Annotated in this window: 1 pseudogene; it reads right to left on the reverse strand. The window is 36.1% G+C overall.

Features of this window, described 5'->3' with window-relative positions:
• Positions 1-19: 19 nt before the first annotated feature.
• Positions 20-263 (reverse strand): annotated as a pseudogene (locus ACZ267_RS12930) (metal ABC transporter ATP-binding protein); the annotation flags it as partial.

The following is a 263-nucleotide window of genomic DNA, read 5'->3' on the forward strand; positions in this document are numbered from 1 at the left end:
GTGAAAAAGTCATTCATATCTAGGCACTTCCTTTCGATGAAACATCGACATGACTGGTCTGTGACATAAAGGTATCGTTTAACAACGTGTCGCTATTCATTGCCTCTTCTGCATTGCCAAAATAGCGTACTGTTTGATTGAGTAACATAATCCGATCAAAGTACTGGGAAGCCTTAGTTAAGTCATGATGAACAATAAGAATCAACGTACCTTGTGCTTTTAGTTGTCTAATTTTATTCATTATGAGTTGCTCACTTTTAAAA

It is taken from the genome of Staphylococcus sp. AC872 (assembly GCF_979255425.1).